Origin of the sequence: Nonomuraea sp. NPDC050536 (assembly GCF_044457685.1) — a bacterium.
Lineage (GTDB): Bacteria > Actinomycetota > Actinomycetes > Streptosporangiales > Streptosporangiaceae > Nonomuraea.
In genome coordinates this window covers 178276-197450 of the sequence record NZ_JBITHD010000001.1, presented here as the reverse complement: position 1 = coordinate 197450, position 19175 = coordinate 178276, and the positions used below count along the sequence as shown (strand labels likewise).

At 69.6% G+C, this 19175-nt stretch carries 15 protein-coding genes; 9 read left to right on the top strand and 6 right to left on the bottom strand.

Annotated features, from left to right (window positions below; translation table 11 throughout):
* Positions 1 to 74 precede the first annotated feature (74 nt).
* Positions 75 to 2624, top strand: coding sequence for a glycosyl hydrolase family 18 protein (locus ACIBHX_RS00935; RefSeq protein ID WP_397062941.1), 2550 nt, complete (start codon positions 75 to 77; stop codon positions 2622 to 2624).
* Between the two features lie 17 nt (positions 2625 to 2641).
* Here ACIBHX_RS00935 and ACIBHX_RS00930 read toward each other — a convergent pair whose 3' ends face one another.
* Both ACIBHX_RS00930 and lexA read right to left on the bottom strand, forming a co-directional pair.
* A complete protein-coding gene (locus ACIBHX_RS00930; protein WP_397062939.1) occupies positions 2642 to 3916 on the bottom strand; it encodes a PASTA domain-containing protein in 1275 nt (424 codons plus the stop codon).
* 226 nt (positions 3917 to 4142) lie between these two features.
* Complete coding sequence (lexA, locus tag ACIBHX_RS00925; protein ID WP_397062937.1) at positions 4143 to 4850, bottom strand: transcriptional repressor LexA; 708 nt, start codon at positions 4848 to 4850, stop codon at positions 4143 to 4145.
* 206 nt (positions 4851 to 5056) lie between these two features.
* Here lexA and ACIBHX_RS00920 point away from each other — a divergent pair, with 206 nt between their 5' ends.
* The 5 genes from ACIBHX_RS00920 to ACIBHX_RS00900 all read left to right on the top strand — a co-directional run bounded on the left by ACIBHX_RS00920 (position 5057) and on the right by ACIBHX_RS00900 (position 10489).
* Entirely contained in the window at positions 5057 to 5917 is an 861-nt protein-coding gene (locus tag ACIBHX_RS00920; RefSeq protein WP_397062935.1) for a LysM peptidoglycan-binding domain-containing protein, read from the top strand.
* A 59-nt stretch (positions 5918 to 5976) separates the two neighbouring features.
* Positions 5977 to 6330, top strand: a complete 354-nt coding sequence (locus tag ACIBHX_RS00915; RefSeq protein ID WP_397062934.1) for a hypothetical protein — start codon at positions 5977 to 5979, stop codon at positions 6328 to 6330.
* A 199-nt stretch (positions 6331 to 6529) separates the two neighbouring features.
* Positions 6530 to 7066: a transcriptional regulator NrdR gene (nrdR, locus tag ACIBHX_RS00910; protein ID WP_397062932.1), complete on the top strand. Its 537-nt coding sequence runs from the start codon at positions 6530 to 6532 to the stop codon at positions 7064 to 7066.
* The gene (locus tag ACIBHX_RS00905; RefSeq protein WP_397062930.1) at positions 7063 to 9882 is read left to right on the top strand and encodes a vitamin B12-dependent ribonucleotide reductase; all 2820 of its coding nucleotides are present in this window, start codon (positions 7063 to 7065) and stop codon (positions 9880 to 9882) included. The genes nrdR and ACIBHX_RS00905 overlap by 4 nt, the downstream gene beginning before the upstream one ends.
* A gap of 115 nt (positions 9883 to 9997) precedes the next feature.
* A complete protein-coding gene (locus ACIBHX_RS00900; protein WP_397062928.1) occupies positions 9998 to 10489 on the top strand; it encodes a hypothetical protein in 492 nt (163 codons plus the stop codon).
* On the opposite strand, the gene ACIBHX_RS00895 is transcribed toward ACIBHX_RS00900, so the two are convergent.
* On the bottom strand, positions 10479 to 11285 hold the full coding sequence (locus ACIBHX_RS00895; RefSeq protein WP_397062926.1) for a class I SAM-dependent methyltransferase: 807 nt from the start codon (positions 11283 to 11285) through the stop codon (positions 10479 to 10481). The genes ACIBHX_RS00900 and ACIBHX_RS00895 overlap by 11 nt on opposite strands.
* Positions 11282 to 11746 carry a GbsR/MarR family transcriptional regulator gene (locus tag ACIBHX_RS00890; protein ID WP_397062924.1) on the bottom strand — a complete coding sequence of 155 codons (465 nt, stop codon included), beginning with the start codon at positions 11744 to 11746 and terminating at the stop codon, positions 11282 to 11284. The genes ACIBHX_RS00895 and ACIBHX_RS00890 overlap by 4 nt, the downstream gene beginning before the upstream one ends.
* An 89-nt stretch (positions 11747 to 11835) precedes the next feature.
* On the opposite strand from ACIBHX_RS00890, the gene ACIBHX_RS00885 reads away from it, so the two are divergent.
* Complete coding sequence (locus ACIBHX_RS00885) at positions 11836 to 12900, top strand: MalY/PatB family protein (protein ID WP_397062922.1); 1065 nt, start codon at positions 11836 to 11838, stop codon at positions 12898 to 12900.
* Here the strand turns inward: ACIBHX_RS00885 and ACIBHX_RS00880 are convergent.
* Positions 12890 to 14074, bottom strand: coding sequence for a hypothetical protein (locus tag ACIBHX_RS00880; protein ID WP_397062920.1), 1185 nt, complete (start codon positions 14072 to 14074; stop codon positions 12890 to 12892). The two genes, ACIBHX_RS00885 and ACIBHX_RS00880, sit on opposite strands and share 11 nt — an antisense overlap.
* Before the next feature lie 248 nt (positions 14075 to 14322).
* Positions 14323 to 17469 (bottom strand): PDZ domain-containing protein, encoded by a 3147-nt coding sequence (locus ACIBHX_RS00875; RefSeq protein WP_397062918.1) that lies wholly within the window; start codon positions 17467 to 17469, stop codon positions 14323 to 14325.
* Positions 17470 to 18030: 561 nt separating this feature from the next.
* On the opposite strand from ACIBHX_RS00875, the gene ACIBHX_RS00870 reads away from it, so the two are divergent.
* Together ACIBHX_RS00870 and ACIBHX_RS00865 are read left to right on the top strand one after the other, a co-directional pair.
* On the top strand, positions 18031 to 18480 hold the full coding sequence (locus tag ACIBHX_RS00870; RefSeq protein ID WP_397062916.1) for a protein-tyrosine phosphatase family protein: 450 nt from the start codon (positions 18031 to 18033) through the stop codon (positions 18478 to 18480).
* 155 nt (positions 18481 to 18635) lie between these two features.
* A complete protein-coding gene (locus ACIBHX_RS00865; protein WP_397062914.1) occupies positions 18636 to 19124 on the top strand; it encodes a GNAT family N-acetyltransferase in 489 nt (162 codons plus the stop codon).
* Positions 19125 to 19175: the final 51 nt, after the last annotated feature.

Below are 19175 nucleotides of genomic sequence, written 5' to 3'. Positions count from 1 at the left end.
CTTGCGGGAGACGTGACTCGGGCTTACCATCCACGTAATTGTTAGGAAACTTTCTTTAAAGAAAGGTCCTGAACGTGCGCCGATTAGTCACCCCCCTGATCGCCGTCCTCGTGATCATCGCCCTCGGCACCGTCCCCGCCCACGCGGCCGCCCGGCTGCTGGCGACCTTCAGCCTGGCGGGCACCACCGGCACGTTCGTCGTCAGCAACCCCGGCACGACCACGGTCACCGGGTGGAGCCTGGTCTTCGACCTGCCCTCCGGTGTGACCGCCGCCAACCCGCAGAACGGGACCATCACCCAGGCGGGCACCAGGGTCACCTTCACCCCCGCCTACTACATCAACTCGCTCGGAGCAGGGAAGAGCACCGAGCCCTACAGCCCCAAGGTCACGCTCAGCTCCGCCGTACAACCGACCGGCTGCACGATCAACGGCGCGAACTGCGACGGCACGGGCAGCGACCCGCCTCCCCCGCCACTCGTCAGCGCGACCTACACCGTCAGCGGCACCTCGGCCAAGTTCGTGATCGCCAACAACACGACCACCGCGCTGAACGGCTGGACGGTCGTCTTCGACCTGCCCGCCGGCGTGACCGCCGCCAACGCCCAGAACGGCACAATCTCGCAGAACGGGCGGACCGTCACGCTCTCCCCCGTCTACTACAACACGACCATCGCGGCAGGCGGCTCGACCGAGCCCTACAGCCCGACCTTCACGGTCAGTACGGCCGGCGCCCAGCCGACCGGCTGCCGGGTGAACGACGTCAACTGCGACGGTTCGCCCGACGCACCGCCGGGGACGCCGGGGAACCTGCGGTCGCCGGTCAAGACGACCAAAACGATCTCGCTGGCGTGGGACGCGGCCACACCCGGCAGCCTGCCGATCACCGGCTACGTGATCTCCAACGGCACGGAGGTGACCGGAACCTCGGCGACGATCACCGGGCTGACGCCGAACACCTCCTACACGTTCACCGTCAAGGCCAAGGACCGCAAGGGGAACCTGTCTCCCGCCTCCTCGCCGCTGACGGTGAAGACGAACAACCCCTCCGACGACACGCAGCCGCCGTCGGCACCGGCCAGCCTGCGCTCGACCGGCAAGACCTCCTCCACGGTCTCCCTGGCGTGGAACGCCTCCACGGACAACACCGGGGTCGCCAACTACGACGTCTACGTCGGGACCTCCGTCGCGGCGACCGTCATGGGCACCACGGCCACCATCTCGGGTCTGTCGCCCTCGACGGCCTACTCGTTCACCGTCCGGGCGCGGGACCTCTACGACAACGTCTCGCCCGCCTCGGCCGCTGTGTCGGTGACGACGTCGGACGTGGTGGAGACGGGGTACGCCCGGGTCGGATATTTCGTGCAATGGGGTATCTACGGCCGGCAGTACTTCGTGAAGAACCTCGAGACCACCGGCAACGCCGCCAAGCTCACCCACATCAACTACGCCTTCGCCAACCTCGACCCGGTCAACCTGACGTGCCTGCAGGGCGTCACCAAGGGCACCACGCAGAACCCGCAGGACCCCTCGCAGGGTGACGGCGCGGGTGACGCCGAGGCCGACTACGGCCGGCCCTTCAGCGCGGCCCAGTCGGTGGACGGCGTGGCCGACTCCGGGTGGGACAAGCTGCAGGGCAACTTCAACCAGCTCAAGAAGCTCAAGGTCAAGCACCCGGACCTGAAGGTGCTCATCTCGATCGGCGGCTGGACCTACTCCAAGTACTTCTCCGACGTGGCGGCCACCGACGCCTCGCGCAAGAAGTTCGTGGCCTCCTGCATCGACACCTACATCAAGGGCAACCTGCCCGTTTACAACACCTACGGCGGGCCGGGCACGGCCGCCGGGATCTTCGACGGGATCGACATCGACTGGGAGTGGCCGGGCGCCGAGGGGCACGCGGGCAACCACGTCTCGCCCAACGACAAGGCGAACCTGACGCTGCTGCTGGCCGAGTTCCGCCGCCAGCTCGACGCGCTGACCGCCCAGACGGGCAAGCGCTACCAGCTCACGGCCTTCACCCCCGCCGACCCGGCCAAGATCGCCGCTGGCTGGGACCTGCCCGAGGTCGCCAAATCCCTGGACATCTTCAACATCCAGGGCTACGACTTCCACGGCGCGGGAAGCGACAACTCGTGGGAGCCGAACCGCACCGGCCACCAGGGCAACCTCTACCTGGACACCGACGACCCGTACTCGTTCCACTTCAGCGTCGAGAACGCGGTCGACGTCTACCTGCAAGCAGGGGTGAACCCGCGCAAGCTCACCATCGGCCTGGCCTACTACGGCCGCGGCTGGCAGCAGGTCACCGACGGCGGCAAGTCCGGCGAGTGGCAGGCGGCCCAGGGCGCGGCGCCCGGCCAGTTCCAGGAGGAGGCAGGCACCCGCGGCTACAGCAACCTCGTCGCCTCGGTGCCAGGCTGCACGGTCCACCATGATGAGCAGGCGGTCGCCACCTTCTGCTACACCGGCGGCAACGGCCAGTGGTGGACCTTCGACGACACCTGGTCGATCGGGAAGAAGACGGCCTGGCTACGCGGCAAGAACCTGCTCGGCGCGATGATCTGGGAGATGTCGGGAGACACCGGCACCCTCACCACCGCCCTGGACGCAGGCCTGAAATAGACCCGTCCTCCGGCGGGCTAGTCCTCGGTCCCTTGTTCGACGTAGATGGTCAGAACACTCCCCTTGGGGGCCGAGACGCCCGCCGGAGGATCTTGGCGGACGACCCACGAGCGGCCGTGGGGTTCGGGGACCGCGATGCGGTCGCCGACGATATTGAAGAGCTCGCGGGCCCAGGCCCACTCCGGGGCGGTCTGCACGGCCTCCATGTTCTGGCCGATCAGGTTGGGGACCTGGACCATCTGGGGTGGCGGCGGCAGCCCCGCCTTGCGGGCCGGGAGGTGCGGTGCGAGCGCCTTGAGCCCGTCGGGGAAAGACGCCTCCTTGGGGTGGTTGACCGCGTGCGAGGCCGCCGCCGCGATCGTGTCCAGGTCGTCCGACACGTCCGCCTGCAGCTTGGCCAGCGCCGCCTCGTCCACCCCGACGAACTGGTCCTGGTGCGCCAGGATGTAGTCGATGTCCTCCAGCAGCTGCCAGTCACGGTTGCGCAGCCGCGCGCACCGCACCAGCACGTCCTGCTGATGCTCCAGGTCGATGAAGTTCGGCGTGCGCGGCAGGTTGAGGATCTCGTGCGAGTCCAGCAGCACCGAGTACGGCACGGCCTCCTCGCGTACCGTGGCGGGCCAGGCCTGCGAGATCGCCTGCAACTCCTCCAGGCTCCCCGGTTGCTTCGTGGCGACCTTGCCCCCCTCGGCGTACACGTTGATCGAGATGCTCTTGCTGCTGAGGGCGTTCTTGAACTCGGAGCTGAAGCCGCCGGAGGCGGAGAAAGTGGCGTATCCCCCGCTGACAGTCGCCGACAGGCTCTGCTGCTCGGTGCTGTCCTTGGTCTGGATCCGGCAGATGCCGACGAAGAAGCCGCCGCGCTGCATGCCCCTGACGAACATGTCGCCGAACACCCCGCGGAAGCGGTCCATGTCGCCGTCATTGATCAGCGCGACCGCCGCAGGGTTGGGCGTGGGGTTGCGGATGGAGGAGAACGCCAGCTGCAGTGTCGCCCGCACCGCGAAGAACACCGCCGAGGAGTGGATCTTCTGGTCGCGCGAGAAGCTCATCCGGGCGCTCGCGCTGAACAGCCCGACCCCGCCCGAGGCCGACGCGGAGATCCCCAGATGGGTCTGAAGGTCCTCTTCCGTCTTCAGCAGCTGCATGCTGTAGGTCAGGATGCTGCCCGCGGCGCCCTGGACCTCGTTGGGCTCGCCCATGGCGGCCAGCGCCTTCTTGTTGCCGCTCGGCGTGTCGATCCCGACGCCGTAGTCCATTCCGCCCTGGTACGGAATGTAGAGCTCCCCCATGGCCCCTCCCCTCCCGCGGCCCCTGCGCCGCCGCCTTCAGAAGAGCCCGACGGTCACCCGCTGTCAACGGCCCGGACGGCTCCACATGGTGAAGGAGGCCTCGGCGACCGTGTGCGGCGATCGCCGAGGATGTATCGCAGGCAGGCGTTCGCCCGGAGCGCCTGGAACGGGGGCACAGCGAAAGGGCGCGCGCCGAGCGGGGGGCGCGCGCCCGACTGCCGGAGGGTCAGAGGCGGCGGAGGACCGCGACGACCTTGCCCAGGACGCTGGCCTCGTCGCCGGGGATGGGGTCGTAGTTCGGGTTGTGCGGGACCAGCCAGACGTGGCCGTCCTTGCGCTTGAACGTCTTGACCGTGGCCTCGCCGTCGATCATCGCGGCTACGATGTCGCCGCTCTCCGCGACCGGCTGCTGACGGACGACGACCCAGTCACCGTCGGCGATGGCGGCCTCGATCATCGAGTCACCCGCGACCTGGAGCAGGAACAGCGTGCCCTCGCCGACCAGCTGCTTGGGCAGGGCGAAGACGTCCTCGACGCTCTCCTCGGCCAGGATCGGGCCACCGGCGGCGATGCGGCCGACGAGCGGGACGTAGGCGGCCGTGGGGCGGCTGATCGTGGACTCGTCGTCGGTGGCTTCGGGGTCGACCCACAGCACCGGCTCGCCAGGCAGGCGCACCTCGAGGGCGCGCGGGCGGTGCGGGTCGCGCCGCAGGTAGCCCTTGCGCTGCAACGCCGTCAGCTGGTGCGACACGCTGGACGTGCTGGTCAGCTGCACGGCCTCGCCGATCTCGCGCATGGAGGGCGGGTAGCCGCGCTGCTGGACGGAGTCGCGGATCACCTCGAGGATCTTGCGCTGCCTCGGGGTCAACCCCAGCGAATCCCGCCGGCGCACCGCGAGGTCGCTGACCCCGTTGCCGTCATCCCGCTCGCTCATGCTCTCCTCCTCGCCGGCGGACCTTCCGGTCCGTGGTCCTGATGTCGCACACAGCAACCGTATCGCCGCTGAAGATCATCTTCAAACAATTGTTCGAGTCTTTCTCGAAATTGTCAGCGGCGTGGTGTAGAACATCGTACGGGAGTTCGATCGACACCGTGTTCGATTTGACGATCTTTGATCGGCCTTTTTTGCGGAGGTCAGCCGTGCGAACAACCACAATCACACACCCGGACGACGACGCCCAGCTCACCCTTCTGGCCGATCTCACCCGCGAGGCGCGCCCGGCCCCGCCCCGCCCGGCGGGCCGCCGCCTGTGGCTTGTCCCCGAGCCGCGCAACGGGAGCGCGCGGCTCGGGGACGCCCCGTCCCGCGCGGACTCCACCCGTACGGCGGGCGGCACGGCCCACCGCCCGCGGCCGAAGCCAACCTCACAGCCGGGCGCCGGCAGGGCCAGGGAGGCGGGCGCGTCCACCGGCTCGCGGCGGCCCGCCGTACTCCCCGGTGGTGCGCGGCGGGGCAGAGGGGATGCGACGGTGCGGCCGGATCGCGCGGCACGGCGCGGCGCCGACGGTCCGGCGCGGCCTTCGAGGCGCGACCCCGGCGACACGGTGCGCGCACTGAGGCGAGGTGCGGCGGAAAGCGTGCCGAGGCCCGGCCGCGACGGCACGGCGGGCGCGCCGGGGTTGAGCGGCGCCCGGCGGCGCGTGGGCGCGAGGCGCGCCGCCAGGAGGCAGGCGTGCCCGGGGCGCGCGGCGGGGGATGGAGCCGTGCGGCTGACGCGGCGGGGCCGGATCGTGCTCGTGACCTTCTTCGTCGTGCTGACCCTGGGCATCTGCTTCGCGGGTGCCACGGCGACCGGGTGGGCGGCGCGGGGGGCCGCCGTGCCGAGCCATGCGGGCCTGCCGTGGGTGGTCGTCGACCAGGGCGACACGCTGTGGAAGATCGCCCAGAACGTCGACCACGGCGACGACCCAGCGAGGGTGGTGGCCGAGATCGTCCGGCTGAACGCTCTCGACGACTCCCTGATCCGCCCGGGCACGCGACTGTACGTCCCGGTGCACTGAACGGCCCGCCATACCTAACTCGACCGACCCCTCCAAGGAGGCCTTGAGAGGGTCAGATCATGGTCATTGATTTCGCCGTCGACCACGACGGAATGCGAACCTCCTCCCTCAGCCTGGGCTGGGTGCAACTTCAGCAGCCGTCCAGGCACGACGGATTCTCCGGGATGCCGTTCGGCGCACTGGGGCTGGTGGGCGAGCGGTTCGCGGCGCTCAGCCACAACCCGGCGGCCGTGGTCGCCGGGGAAGGGGTCGGCCGGGCTTTAGCGCGCGGCGTCACCCGCGCGCTCACGGCCATCGCGGCGCTGGTGGTGCCCGCCCTGTGGATGCGCTTCGCCAATGTCAACGGCGAGCCGATCCTGCCGAGGGCCGACGGCGTGCCCGAGACCGGCTTCCCCAAGATCGCCGAAGCCTGACGCGAGCGACACGCCCGGCACATGCCGCGCGAGCTGGCCTGATCAGCGACTTCGGCCCGATCGGAGCGGTCAACTTGCGTTCATGGTCGCGCACTTCTAGGTTGGAAACCACAACATCTAGTAGTTACACCGATGTAGGTTCACCACAAATTGTGGTTCCGTGGATCGGGCTTTACGCATGTCCGGAGGAGGCGCGAGCGTGCACTGTCCGTTCTGTCGGCACCCGGACACCAGGGTCATCGACAGTCGCTCGACGGAGGATGGCGCGGCCATCCGGCGCCGGCGGACCTGCCCGGAGTGCGGGCGCAGGTTCACCACGCAGGAGACCGTGTTGCTGATGGTGAGCAAGCGTAGCGGGGTAACGGAGCCGTTCTCACGGGACAAGGTGGTCGCGGGCGTGCGGCGGGCCTGTCAGGGCCGGCCCGTGCCGGAAGACTCGCTGGCCCAGCTCGGGCAGCGGGTCGAGGAGGCCATCAGGGCCAAGGGCGCGGCCGAGATCCCGTCCAACGAGGTCGGGCTGGCGATCCTGGGCCCGCTGCGGGAACTGGACGAGGTGGCGTACCTGCGGTTCGCATCGGTATATCGCGGTTTCGAGAGCCTGGCGGACTTCGAGGCCGAGATCGAACAGTTGAAGGTGGAGAGGGAGTCGAACCGGACACCTGGAGATCCCCGCGAGGGCGTCAAGGTGCCAGGTGAGACGGACTCGACCGTTAAAGGCGAGAAGGGGGAGTCATGACGGAGACGGCCAGCGGCTCGGTGGCACGCGGCGGTAAGAAGCCGCGCAAGGGTCTGAAGATGAAGCGGATCTTCACCATGCCCGGAGTGCATCCGTACGACGAGATCGCGTGGGAGCGCCGCGACGTCGTCATGACGAACTGGCGCGACGGCTCGGTCAACTTTGAGCAGCGGGGCGTCGAGTTCCCCGAGTTCTGGTCGGTCAACGCGGCCAACATCGTGACGACCAAGTACTTCCGCGGCGCGGTGGGCACGCCGCAGCGCGAGTGGAGCCTCAAGCAGCTCGTCGACCGGGTCGTGGGCATGTACACCAGGACCGCGGTGGACAACGGCTACTTCGCCACCGACGAGGACGCCGAGATCTTCGACCACGAGCTGAAGTACGCCCTGACGCACCAGGTCTTCGCCTTCAACTCCCCTGTCTGGTTCAACGTGGGCACCAAGTCCCCGCAGCAGGTCAGCGCATGCTTCATCCTGGCCGTGGACGACACGATGGAGTCGATCCTCGACTGGTACAAGGAAGAGGGTGTGATCTTCAAGGGCGGCTCGGGATCCGGCGTCAACCTGTCGCGCATCCGCTCCTCCAAGGAGCTGCTGTCCAGCGGCGGTACGGCCAGCGGCCCGGTGTCCTTCATGCGCGGCGCGGACGCCAGCGCGGGCACCATCAAGTCGGGCGGTGCCACGCGGCGGGCCGCCAAGATGGTCGTGCTCGACGTGGACCACCCCGACATCGAGGAGTTCATCGAGACCAAGGCGCGCGAGGAGGACAAGATCCGCGCGCTGCGCGACGCCGGGTTCGACATGGACCTGGGCGGCAAGGACATCGTCTCGGTCCAGTACCAGAACGCCAACAACTCCGTCCGGGTCTCCGACGAGTTCATGAACGCCGTGGAGAAGGGCGGCGAGTTCGGCCTGCGCGCCCGCCTGACCGGCGAGGTGATCGAGACCGTCGACGCCAAGGGGCTGTTCCGCAAGATGGCCAAGGCGGCGTGGGACTGCGCCGACCCGGGCGTGCAGTACGACGACACGATCAACGACTGGCACACCACCCCGGAGACGGGGCGGATCACCGCGTCCAACCCGTGCTCCGAGTACGTCCACCTGGACAACTCCTCCTGCAACCTGGCCTCGATCAACCTGCTGAAGTTCCTGAAGGACGACAACTCCTTCGACGTGGCCGGCTTCGTGAAGCTCACCGAGCTGATCATCACGGCGATGGACGTGTCGATCACGTTCGCTGACTTCCCGACGGAGAAGATCGGCGAGACGACCCGCGCCTACCGCCAGCTCGGCATCGGTTACGCCAACCTGGGCGCGCTGCTGATGGCCACCGGCCACGCCTACGACTCCGACGGCGGGCGCGCGGTCGCCGGCGCCATCACCTCGCTGATGACGGGCGTGTCCTACCGCCGTAGCGCCGAGCTCGCGTCCGTGGTCGGCCCGTACGACGGCTACGCCCGCAACGCCGACGCGCACAAGCGGGTCATGCGCAAGCACGCCGCGGGCAACGACAACCTGCGCACGATCGGCTCGATGGACGGCAAGATCCACGCCGAGGCGTCCCGCCAGTGGTCGGAGTGCCTCAAGCTGGGCGAGAAGAGCGGCTACCGCAACGCCCAGGCGAGCCTGCTGGCCCCGACCGGCACGATCGGCCTGATGATGGACTGCGACACCACCGGCATCGAGCCCGACCTGGCGCTGGTCAAGTTCAAGAAGCTGGTCGGCGGCGGCTCGATGCAGATCGTCAACCAGACGATCCCGCGGGCGCTCAAGCAGCTGGGCTACCAGCAGGAGCAGATCGAGGCCATCGTCGAGTTCATCGCCGAGCACGGCCACGTCGTCGACGCCCCCGGCCTCAAGCGGGAGCACTACGAGGTGTTCGACTGCGCGATGGGCGAGCGGGCGATCGCGCCGATGGGTCACGTCCGGATGATGGCGGCCGCGCAGCCGTTCCTGTCCGGTGCCATCTCCAAGACGGTCAACCTGCCCGAGTCGGCCACGATCGACGACATCGAGCAGGTCTACCTGGAGGGCTGGAAGCTCGGTCTGAAGGCGCTGGCGGTCTACCGCGACAACTGCAAGGTCGGCCAGCCGCTGTCCAACGCCAAGCCGAAGGCCGAGGAGCAGGTCGCCGCCGAGCCCGAGGTCAAGGTCATCGAGATCAACCGGCCCACCAGGCGCCGGATGCCCAACCAGCGTCCCAGCATGACCACCCGCTTCACGGTCGGCGGCGCCAAGGGCTACATGACCGCCTCGTCCTACCCCGACGACGGGCTCGGCGAGGTCTTCCTGAAGATGTCCAAGCAGGGCTCCACGCTGGCGGGCGTCATGGACGCCTTCTCGGTGGCGATCTCGATAGGGCTCCAGTACGGCGTGCCGCTCGAGACGTACATGAGCAAGTTCGTCAACATGCGCTTCGAGCCCGCCGGCATGACGGACGACCCGGACATCCGGATGGCCACGTCGGTGATGGACTACATCTTCCGCCGCCTCGCGCTGGACCACCTGCCCTACGACGAGCGGGCGGCCCTGGGCATCTTCTCGGCGGCCGAGCGGGCGGCGCAGCAGCGCGGCGAGGACCCGGCGGCGCTGCAGGAGGTCGTGGACAAGGAGGCCCTGGCCCAGTCCGCGCCCATCGAGACGCGGGGGGCGGTCGCGGAGCAGCCCAAGCCGCAGCCGGGCAAGGAGCTCACGCTGGAGAGCCACCAGCGCTTCACGGCCGACGCCCCGCTCTGCATGACCTGCGGCACGAAGATGCGCCCCGCGGGCAGCTGCTACGTCTGTGAGGGCTGCGGCTCCACCAGCGGCTGCAGCTAACCTTTCACCACGGAGGGGGTGCCGGTGTTCACCGGCACCCCCTCCCCCGTGTGGGGGAACGGGCTGGTCCGGCGGAGGGAGTCGGGCAGGGCCGACCCTCCGGGAGTGTGGGGCCGTGACCTTCTCGAATCCGCCCTCCGCCGTTCGCCGGACAGCATGGGCGGGAATCGCGGCCCTGGTGCCGTATGCGGCGATCAAGACGTACTGGGCCTGCGGCGGCAGGGCGGGCCTGCCGCCGGGGTTCGATCTCGCGGATGAGTTCCGGCGCAACGGCGCGCCCGTGGCGGTCATCTGGCTGGAGCATCATGGGGTGGACTTCACCGCGGCCCTGGCCGTAGCGGGAGCCGTCCTGCTGCTGGCACTGACCCGGCCGTGGGGCATGCGCCTACCGCGCTGGATCCCGCTGGGCGTGGCCTGGCCGGGGACGCTGCTGCTGCCGTACGGCGTGCTCACCGCGGTGCTCGCGCTGTCGGGAGGCGGAGGCGGCGGGCACGGCCCCACGAACTGGCTCGTCGTCGCGGCCGTTCTCGCCTTCTGCGGGATCGGTGGCGCGCTGGCGGTGTGCGCCCGCTCGTATCAGGCACGCTCCAGGCGGGTCAGAACGTGAAGCGGTAGTACTGGAAGATGCTCCGCAGGCCGGGCAGCCGGTCCATCCACCGGTAGAGGCCGCGGTAGAAGCCGGAGGGGATCAGCTGCCACTGCGCTCCGAAGGAATGCTGCTCGGCGCGGTGGAGGCGGGCGTTCCAGCGTTCGAGGTCCCGGCCGTCGCCGAGTCCCCAGTGGAAGACGGGCATGAGGCGGATGAACCACGGCGCCCCCGCGTCGAAGATCAACTCCCCGGCGGCGAAGTGGTCGGTCAGGCGCTGGAGAAGGCGGTGGACCTCGGTGGGAACGAGGTACGGCAGGAGCCCCTCGGCGATGATCAGAACCGGGCGGCCGGCGGGGATCTCCGCGAGCCAGTCCGGATCTGTCACCGAGGCGGCGATCAGGTGGTATCCGGGCCGCTCCGGGTAGAGCCTGCGGCGCAGGTCGATGACGGCAGGGATGTCCAGGTCGTACCAGGTCACCCCGGGGGGTGGATCCAGGCGGAGCATCCGGCTGTCCAGGCCGCACCCGAGCTGGAGCACCGTGGCGTCCGGATGGCGGGACAGGAAGTCGGCGCTCCAGGAGTCCAGGCGCTTGGCCCGCAGCGCGACCAGGTACTGGTTGCTCTCCGGGCGGACCCGCCGCTTGAGCGCGTCGAAGTCGTACTCCAGCCGGTCCACGGCCTCGGCGGCGTAGTGGTCGCCCAGGATCGAGCGCGGGTTACGGCTCTCCCACGCCCGCAGGTACAGGGTGCCGAGCAGCGTCCAGGTGATGCCGCCGTCGTCCAGGCCCCTGACGTCGATCTTGTCCGCGTTCAACCCCGGATCTCCTTCCGGTAGTCCTCCCAACGGCGGATCAGGTCGTTGGACTCGCGTTCCACGAAGGTGAGGAAGTCGCGCGACTCCTCCAGCCGGGCGCGCGCGTCGGCGCGGTCGTCGCCGACCACCGAAAGCCCGAACTCCAGGACCTGCAGCCCGTGCGCGACCACGGCGAACTGGGCGCGCAGCACCTGGGTCCACCCGCCCGGCGTGAGCCGGTAGCGGTGCTGGCGGTCGGGGGTGGGGAAGCGCTCGATCACGCCGCCCTCCTGGAGCTGGCGGGCCGCCGTACTCGTCGATGCCTTGCTGACCCCCAGCGCGGCGGCCAGTTCGGTGAGCGACTGGTGCGGGGGGTCGCAGATCATCAGCCGGCCGTACATCCGGCCCATGGTCCGCGAGCCGCCGAAGCCCTCCATGAGCAGCCCCATGCGGTCGACGAACTCGGCCTCTTCCGGCGTCATCCCATACACCTCGTTCAGTATGTACTTAACGAACTATACGTCCAAGCCCAGTGTTGGGCGATATTTCGGGAGATTTCTAGAATGTGTGCGTGACGGATTACCAGCGCGACGGCCTGAAGTGGTCAAAAGCAGCCCCCGAAGTGATCCCCGCCTGGGTGGCGGACATGGACCTCCCCACCGCCCCCGAGGTGGTCGAGGCGCTCAGGCGCCGCGCCGAAGGCGACCTCGGCTACCCCGCCTGGCTGGACGACGCGGCCGTCTCCCCGCTCGCCACGGCGTTCGCCGACCGAATGTCCACGAGGTACGGCTGGCACCCCGACCCCTCACACGTCCGTACCTACTCGGACATCAATCAGGCCCTCCAGGTGCTGCTCCACCTCTGGACCCGGCAGGGCGACGGCGTGGCCCTGCACACCCCCGCCTACCATCCCTTCCTCGGCACGATCGAGACGATGAAGCGCCGCCTGCACCCCATCCAGCTCGAACCCGATGGCGAGACCTGGCGCTCGGGCACCCCCGACCTGGCGAGCTGTCGCGTGCTCCTCCTGGTCAACCCGCACAACCCCACCGGCAGGGTCTTCACCCGGCAGGAGCTCGAAATCCTCGCCGAGCAGGCAGAACGCCACGACCTCCTGGTCATCGCCGACGAGATCCACGCCGACCTGACCTACGCCCCCAACCGCCACATCCCCTTCGCCACCCTCCTGCCCGAACGCACGGTCACGCTGACCTCGGCGACGAAGGCGTTCAACCTGGGCGGCGTCCGCTGCTCGGTCGCCCACGTCGGCATGCCCGAGCTGCGCAAGGCCCTGGAGGAGGAACCCCCCTTCCTGTACGGCTCGGCCAACCTGTTCGGCGTCGAGGCCACGATCGCCGCGTGGCGGCACGGGGACGCGTGGCTGGCGAGCACGCTGGACCTGCTCGACCGCAACCGCAGGACGATCGCGACCCGGCTGGCGGGCTACCGGATCCCCCAGGCCACCTACCTGGCCTGGCTACCTTCGGACCGGAACGCGGAAACCCTGGAACGCGAGGCGAAGGTGCTGCTCAGCGACGGATCGGCGTTCGGACCCGGCGGGGAGGGCCACGTGCGGCTGAACTTCGCGACCACCGAGCCCGTCCTGGCCGAGATCCTCGACCGGCTCACACGCTGAACTTCGGGAACTGCACGTTGTCCGGGACCCCGTCGACGAGCGGCATGTCGTGGTCCTGGCCCACGTCGTGGTACATGAGGCCCATGACGACGGCGACCGCGGCAGCCCGCGCCGTGAGCATGGCCATGAAGAGTCGCCGGCCGACCAGCTCCGTGCCGACCGATGCCGCGGGGTTCCCCGCTCTGAACACCGCCAGCGCGGCCATGGTGACGACCTCGGCGACCACCAGAGCGAACAGCGCGTCGTAGAGCTTGTTCAGCCGCTTGACCGCCTCCTGCAGGCCGAAGAATTTGGCCAGGGCCCGGTCGGCGAGCCGCGTACCCGCGGTGATGAAGTCCCGGATCTTCTTGTCGGCGGTGTCCATGGCGTCGCCACTCCACACCTTGGCGAGCAGATCCCCGGTGTCGACGGCGGAGGTGCCGAAGACGTCGAACAGCTGCAGGGCCTCATCGCGCCAGGACTTGAGCGTCTCGTCGATGGATTCGTCGTCCACGGTCATCATGCCCATCCAGAGGGCGAGCGTGAGGGCCCCGCTGACACACGTCCTGCCGCCCAGCTTGAAGTAGGCGTTGGCCCGGGCGCTGATCTTGCCGATGCGAGCGGCCTCCGTGGGCATGTTGCGCGCTGCCACCGACGAATAGACGTCCTTCATGCTCAACGCACGGCGCTCCAGGCCGGGCAGGCTGAAAAGGGTTCCGGCGGCGACGATCCCCAACACGGCGGGCTGCCAGCCCTTCGTGTCCTGGAAATGCGGGGACCCTGGAGCGAACGTGTCGTTGCCCAGCACGTCCTCGGGCAGGTCCCGTCCTCTCGGGATCAGCCCGGCAAGGGGCTCGTCACGGTCGACCTTCGGTTCGGGCGATCGCGAATCGCTCGCGATCAGGGCGAGGTTGGCGTCGGTGACCTTCTGGTAGCCCTTTGCGTTGGCCGCGAGGGTGCGGGCCATGCCGCTCGCGGAGGTCATGCCGCGCCGGACGTCCTCCACGAAGTCGTCACGCTGATCGTTGTGCCGCATCCTGGCGGGCTCTCCGACCAGGCCCAGCGCGCCCCAGCGCAGCTTGCCCTGATAGTCGGCGCTGCCGACGATTCGCTGCAGGTCCTCGGCGATCCGATCCGCGTTGAATCCGGCGGCACGCAGGCCGTGTTGACTGAAGGCGAGGCGTGTCCGACCCATTGACCAACCGTCACACAGGCAGTCATGACATATCAGCTCTGTGCCCATTTTGTGATCAAATACGGGGAACTTTGCGGGCAGCCGGAATGGACGAGGCCGAGGAGGCGCCGTACCGCCTGCTGATCCGCTCCCCCGGCGCACGGTAACGCGGAAACGAGGAGCGCGACCGCGCCTGGATTGCGGCACGGTCGCTCACCCGGTCATCGGATTCCTCTGCCGTAACCCTGACATGTCGTGAAAACGACAGGTCAGGTCAGCGGGGGCAGCTCCGGCGGTGTGGCCGCGGGGTGCTCCTCCAGCGCCTCCAGGGCCAGCTCGACGGCCTTGGCCAGCTGCGGGTCGCGCCCCGCGGCCCGGTCCTGCGGGGTCATGACGACCTCGAGGTCCGGGTCGACGCCGTAGTTCTCCACGCCCCAGCCGGGTCCCTCCAGCCAGAAGGAGTACCGGGGCTGGGTCACCACGGTGCCGTCGACCAGCGCGTACCGGGAGTCGATGCCGATCACGCCGCCCCAGGTGCGGGTGCCGACCAGCGGGCCGATGCCCCTGTTCTTGATCCCGGCGCTGACGATGTCGCCGTCCGATCCGGCGAACTCGTCGGCGACCGCCACGATGGGGCCGCGCGGCGAGTCCTCCGGATAGCGCATCGGCTCGTAACCGCGGACCCGCGCCCAGCCGGTGACCCGGCGCGACAGCTTCTCCAGCACCAGCTCGGAGGTGTGGCCGCCGCCGTTCTCCCGCACGTCCACGACCAGGCCCTCGCGGGCCATCTCGGTGCGCAGGTCGCGGTGGAACTGGGCCCAGCCGGAGGCCACCATGTCGGGCACATGCAGGTAGCCGAGCCGCCCGCCTGACGTCTCGTGGACGAAGGCCCTGCGGCCCTCCACCCAGTGGTGGTAGCGCAGCTGCGTCTCGTCGGCGATCGGGGTCACCACCACGCGGCGGGTCTCGCCGCCCGCGGCCGGCCGTACGGTCAGCTCGACGGGCTGGCCCGCCGTACCGGCCAGCAGTGGCAGGGGGCCGCGGACGGGGTCGACGGGGCGGCCGCCGACCGCGACGATCGCGTCGCCCGCGCGCACGGCCACGCCCGGCGCGAGCAGCGGCGAGCGCGCGTCGTGGTCCGACGACTCGCCCGGCAGGATCCGCGCCACCCGCCACACGCCGTCGGCGTCGCGCTCCAGGTCGGCGCCGAGCAGGCCCTGGCGGCGCTTGGGGTCGATGCCGGCGCCGTTGGCGCGGGCGTAGGCGTGCGAGGTGCCCAGCTCGCCCTGCACCTCCCAGAGCAGGTCGATCAGCTCGGAGTAGGCGCCGATGCGCTCGACCAGCGGCGCGTAACGGTCGAGCGCGCCCTGCCAGTCGACGCCGTTCATGTCCTCGCGCCAGAAGTGGTCGCGCATGAGTCGGCCGGCCTCGCGGTAGCTCTGGCGCCACTCCGCCACCGGGTCGAGCTGGACGTTGATCCGGTCCAGGTCGATGGTGACGACCTCGTCCCCCTCCGCGGCCGAGCGGGTCTGCAGGCCGTTCTTGCCGTTGCCGACCAGCCGGGAGCCGTCGGCGCTGACCTCGAACGCGCGGAACTCCTTGCCCAGCTCGCTCTTGGAGCGCTTCTTCAGGTCGTAGCGCTCGAGCACGACCTCGTGGTTGTGCTCCGTGCCGTCGCCGAGCTGGCCCGTCAGCGGGTGGCGCAGCCACAGCAGCGCGTCCTTGGCGGTGCGCAGGTTGTCGTAGCGGCCCGCGGGCACCGGCACCGGCACCACGCGCGAGGCCAGCCCCTCCGGGTCCACCTCGGTGCGCGGCGCCGCCGCGTCGTCCTTCTTGTCGTCCGGCTTCTTGTCGTCCTCGCCGTTGAACCCGCGCCCCTGCAGGCTCGGGTCGAACGGCGAGGGCGTGGTGGCCTGCAGCGGCACGATGTACGGCCGGCAGCCAGCCGGGAAGGACAGGTCGAAGACGTGCGCGTCGTAGACCGGGTCGAACGTCCTGATCGACAGGAACGCCAGGTGCTTGCCGTCCTTGGTGAAGACCGGGCTGTAGTCGGCGAACCTGAGCGGCGTCACGTCCAGCGTCGAGGTGCCGTCCAGGCGGCCCATCTTGATCTGCGACAGCGGCTCGTGATGCGGGTGCACCCAGGCCAGCCAGGCCGAGTCCGGGGAGAACGCCAGGCCGCGGATGTCGCCCTGGGTCGTGCGATCCAGCTGGCGCAGGTCGCCCGACTCGAGGTCGACGACGAGCAGCCGGCCGTCGTGCGTGGCCACGGCGGCGTGCTTGCCGTCGGGCGCGGCGGTCAGCTCCAGCACCCGGCCCAGCTCGCCGGCGGCCAGCGTCCTGATCTCGCCGCCCGGCGTGCCGATCTCCAGCGCGTCCTCGCCCGCCGCGTCCGACACCCACATCGCGCGGCCGTCGGCATCCAGCGTGCGCGGCAGCCGTACCCGCACGCCCGGCTCCACCCGCAGCGCGCCCGCGGGACCGTCGCGGTGCGTCACCCAGTGCGCGGTGCCGCGGATCTCCACCGCGCTCGCCCGTCCCGTCGCGTCGGGCGAGAACCCGCCGACCCGGTTCGGCGCCGGGCGCCTGGCCCGCGCCGGCCGCGGGCCGCCCAGCTTGATGTCCAGCTTGTACGGCTCGGCGTCCAGGCCCTCCATCAGCCACAGGTCCCCGGCGTGGGCGTAGACGATCCGCGTGCCGTCGGTGCTGGCGTGGCGGGCGTAGAACTCCTCGTACCCGGTGTGCCTGCGCAGGTCGGAGCCGTCGGGCAGAGCAGAGTGCAGGTTGCCCGTGCCGTCCGGGTCGGCCAGGAACGCGATCCTCTCGCCGATCCACATGACCGACCAGTACTGCGCCGTGCTGTCGGCGAACAGCCGGGTGAACTCGCCGTCGCCCTCGGCGTCCACCCAGATCTTGCCCGCGGTGCCGCCGCGGTAGCGCTTCCAGTGCGACGGCTCGCGCCACATCGCCGACACGGTGGCGGTCCTGCTGCCCTGGACTGCGACGTCGCTCACCCATCCGTACGGCAGGCGGGTGGCGGGACCCCCGTCGAGGGGTATCGCGTGGGCCCAGGTCCGTGCCCGGCCGCCCTCGCCCGCCGCCGTGACGGCCAGCACGTCTCCCTCGGCGCTCCATCCGCGGGAACCGGTGGTGGCGTTGCCCCAGTGGGTCAGCCGCTCACCTTCGGGACCGTCGATCTCGGCGGCGAACACTTCGGGGTTGCCCTCGCGGGTGCTCGTCCAGGAGATGCGGGTGCCGTCGGGGGAGAATCTCGGGTGCGAGACCGGGGTACGGTCGGCCGTGAAGCGCCAGGCCCGGCCGCCCGTCACCGGTGCCAGCCACACGTCGTCGTCGGCGACGAAGGTCACCAGGTCGCCGTGTAGATGCGGATATCTCAGGTAAGCGCCATTTGTCACAGCTGAACCCTAATGCGGGAGTGGCTTGGGAGTCGGTGCGACTTTTCGCCACCCGCCTGGATATTTCAGGACATGCTGTTGGTGCTATCTACAGGTATGGCAGGCATTTCCGTGGACGGCGCGGTTTCGGCGGGCCCAGTGCCCCAGGGTGCGCTCTCAGCGAAAGCCGTCCAGCCCGGCCCCTCTCCCGTCCAAGATCTCGTCATTGATCCACGCCACACGATCACGTGCGCTTGTCTGCTGGGCTTCGGGGTCTCCCTGATCGGCTCCGACATCTCGCCGCTCGCCTTCCGGGGAATCCGGCTGGCCCGGCTCCGAGATCTCGCCGCTTCGGGGTCTCCTTAGCCGGGCATGCTCCGAGATCTCGCCGCTCGCCTTCCGGGTCTCCCTGGCCGGCATGCTTCAAGTTCTCGCCACTCGCCTTCCGGGGCCTCCCCGGCCGGGCATGCTCCGAGATCTCGCGGCTTGCCTTCCGGGATCTCCCTGGCCGGGCATGCTTCGGGATCTTTGTTGCTTGGCAAGGGATCATGTCGACCGTCTGCTAGCGAAAGGAGCCCGTGCGTGGCATCGCCGTTGCCCGGTGCGATCGAGTTGCCCGGCGGGGCATGGGTGCGTGGTCGTGGGCTGCGTCAGCCCATACCTGCGGGCCCGGTGCCCGACTACGCCCTCTACCTGGGTTCGGCCCGGCTGCAGCGGCGTCACGAGCCCGCTCTGAGCTGGCCGCACGAGTGGGTCACATGGCCGGACTTCCTGCTCCCCCGCGACCGTGACCAGGCCGCCCACGCCATCGCCGACCTGCACCGGCGGGCGGGATCGGGCGAGGCGGTCGAGGTAGCGTGCAACGGCGGCGTCGGAAGGACGGGCACGGTACTGGCCTGCCTCGCCACCCTCGACGGGCTCTCCCCTGAAGAGGCGCTCACCTGGGTCCGCGCGAACCACCATCACCGCGCGGTGGAGACCCCCTGGCAACGCCGCTGGATCACCTGGTTCGCCACCACCACCGGGCCCTGACGTTTCCCCCGTGTGCCCTGCCCAGCTTCGCCCTAGACACCCAGCCCAGCTTCGCCCTGCACCCTGCCCCAGCACCCTGCCCCGGTTCCCCTATGCACCCTGGCCAGCTTGCCCCTATGCACCCTGCCTCAGTTTCCCTGTGTACCCTGCCTCAGGTGATCGAGCTGCGTGTGCTGGGTGAGGACGACTGGGGCGTATGGCGGGAGCTGCGACTGGCAGCCCTCGCGGAGGCGCCCTACGCGTTCGGGTCGACGTTGGCGGATTGGTCGGGTGACGGCGACCAGGAGGAGCGCTGGCGTGCCCGCCTCTCCATGCGCGGCTCGTACAACCTCGTAGCCGTCCTGGACGGCACCCCCGTAGGAATGGCCAGCGGAATTCCCGGATCCGACGAAGGTACGGCGGAGCTGGTGTCCATGTGGGTCAGCCCCACCGGCCGCGGCAAGGGCGTCGGCGACCACCTCATCGGAGCGGTCACCACCTGGGCGGTCGCCCGCGGCTCCCACACGCTCGAACTGGCCGTCAAGCCCAGCAACTCCCGAGCCATCGACCTCTACCACCGCCAAGGCTTCACCAAAACCGCCACCCCCGACGCCCCAACCCCCAACGGCACCACCCACGAACTCATCATGTCCAAACGCCTCTAGATGTACTGACCACGGCGGTTAGGCCTGGAGGCGACACATCGGATGATCTCG

Excerpts from the sequence above, each read along its gene's own strand:
- ACIBHX_RS00930 (WP_397062939.1), bottom strand. The coding sequence starts at position 3,916 with ATGGGGGAGCTCTACATTCCGTACCAGGGCGGAATGGACTACGGCGTC.
- lexA (WP_397062937.1), bottom strand. The coding sequence starts at position 4,850 with ATGAGCGAGCGGGATGACGGCAACGGGGTCAGCGACCTCGCGGTGCGC.
- ACIBHX_RS00915 (WP_397062934.1), top strand. The coding sequence starts at position 5,977 with ATGGTCATTGATTTCGCCGTCGACCACGACGGAATGCGAACCTCCTCC.
- ACIBHX_RS00905 (WP_397062930.1), top strand. The coding sequence starts at position 7,063 with ATGACGGAGACGGCCAGCGGCTCGGTGGCACGCGGCGGTAAGAAGCCG.
- ACIBHX_RS00890 (WP_397062924.1), bottom strand. The coding sequence starts at position 11,746 with ATGACGCCGGAAGAGGCCGAGTTCGTCGACCGCATGGGGCTGCTCATG.
- ACIBHX_RS00880 (WP_397062920.1), bottom strand. The coding sequence starts at position 14,074 with ATGGGTCGGACACGCCTCGCCTTCAGTCAACACGGCCTGCGTGCCGCC.